The sequence below is a fragment of the Snodgrassella alvi genome (assembly GCF_002777745.1).
Classification (GTDB): Bacteria; Pseudomonadota; Gammaproteobacteria; order Burkholderiales; family Neisseriaceae; genus Snodgrassella; species Snodgrassella alvi_D.
On record NZ_MEIO01000004.1, the window covers coordinates 1 to 1960 of the forward strand.

The window sequence follows — 1960 nt, forward strand, 5'->3', positions numbered from 1 at the left end:
AATGATGCTGGCTTCGCCTTTGGCTAACCATGGGTTACCCTGTATCCAGCCTGCCTGACGGGTCTGGGTGCTTTTGCGGCTGTTGTTGAGGATGGCGCCTTTCTGGTCGATGTCCATTTGCCGGTATTGGTTGATGGAAACGCCTCTTTTGCTCGGGGTTTGGATGTTGATCTGAGGGGTGCCGTTAGCGCTGGGCAGGATGGTTGGCTGCTGGTTTTTAGGAGCAGACAGGTCGGCATGAATTTCGGCTGCTATGACATTATTTTGAACCAGTATGCATAATCCGAATCCGAGCAGGATGGAACCGGTTAACAAGGGCAGTTTGGCCAGCAGGCTGCTGACGATGTTGCTGCTACTGCTGTGTTCGGCGGTACTTTTTGTTGTGCTGGTGGTGTTTTCGGCTACGGCTACCATTTGACCACGGTGTTTGTTGTAGATGACTTTGTAGCGGTTTTTGTTCATGATCTTTCCTATTACTTTTTTAGCTGGTTATCGTGCGAAATAACCAGAAATACTGTTATGCTTTTTATATTGGTTTATTAGTTTGTGATGTGTTTATATGGAATAGTTGAGGCTAAAGCCAACGCTGGTTCCGGGAGTACGGAAATACTGGGGCTTATATATGGGTTTGCCGGCAAAGATGTCGTAATACCATTGTCCGCCCGCTTTGATTTGCCCTTTAAAGCCGATTACGGCTCCGGCCAGTGTTTTTCCTAGCTGCATCTCGGTGGCTGGTTCGGCTACGTGACCAACATCCAGTCCCAGATATACTTGTTGTCCTGCTTTGTATTGCCAGTTTAGGTTATTGTTCCAATACCAGCCTCGTTCTCCCATCAGGCTCATTTCGCCATTAAAACCTCGTACGGTATAGCGCCCGCCTATGGAAATTTGGTCTTGGGTGATTAATGGGGTTTTGTTCCACTGACCGTGAAAGTTGCTGTCGTAGCTCAGATGTTGTTTACCCCAGATAAATGGCAACATGAAGCCAACATCAGCAGTGATGATTTTCATGCGTGAGGTGCCTTCACCAAACTCTTCTTCGGGTGCACGTAAGCTGTTACTCGCACCAGTGCCGCGTTTGTAGCCTATTCCTAAGTTGAGGGTGGCGTTGCCGATGTATTCTTGATGGTTCAGGTTGACTGTCCAGCCAGCTGTCCGCCGTTGCTGTACTTCGATTTCGGCATCATTGATGAAGTTGTGCGATTCTCGTCGCCACAGCTTGGCAGTTATGTCTGTTTTGCGGTGACTGTTGCGGTATAGCATGTGGGTAATGCCTATATCGGTATTGTCGCTGTTACCACTATAGTCATAGTTTTCGTTATATCCGGCTACTGCCTGATGGTAACGGTAATGGTTACGGTTATAGGCGATAAGCCAGTTGCCTACCGGTATGGAATAATGCAGTGCATAACCATGGGTTCCGCTGCCTGTTTTGCCATCATCGCTGAAGTAGCTGTCTTTGCCGCCCAGATCATGGTTGTAGTTGACATAGAATAAATCACTTAATCCTAATGGGTTATCTACCGATAAGGTGGCACCGCCTTGATAGCGCCCAGTTGAATGGCTACCGGAATCGTCTACGCTGAGGCTTAAACGTAAGGGGACGGTGCGCTGAGCCCAGCTAATTACGATATCACTCTGGTTGGGTTCTTCTGCAGGTTCAATCTGGATATCAGCTTCGGCAGTTGGTACTCGACGCAGGTTTTCCAGTCCTTGCTCCAGTTTCCGCAGGTTCAATATGTCTCCTGCTCTGGCTGGAAATTCATTCCGTATATGGCGGATACGCCCAATATGTGTAGTAGCAGCATTGTCCAGATTATAACGAATGGCATGAATGCGCCCCGGTATAACACTTAGTTGTAATTTCCCGCTGCTTAGGTCTTGCGGACTGGCCAGAATACGGGTGGTGGTATAACCACGTTCAATGACGGCATTTTGTGCCAGTGTCATGAGTTGATTA

At 48.2% G+C, this 1960-nt stretch carries 2 protein-coding genes; both read right to left on the reverse strand.

Going from position 1 to position 1960, the window contains the following annotated elements; genetic code table 11:
• The coding region (locus BHC51_RS00885) for an ESPR domain-containing protein (RefSeq protein ID WP_143558698.1) at window positions 1–462 on the reverse strand (462 nt) is incomplete at its 3' end.
• Between the two features lie 93 nt (window positions 463–555).
• The coding region (locus tag BHC51_RS00890) for a ShlB/FhaC/HecB family hemolysin secretion/activation protein (RefSeq protein ID WP_100153110.1) at window positions 556–1960 on the reverse strand (1405 nt) is incomplete at its 5' end.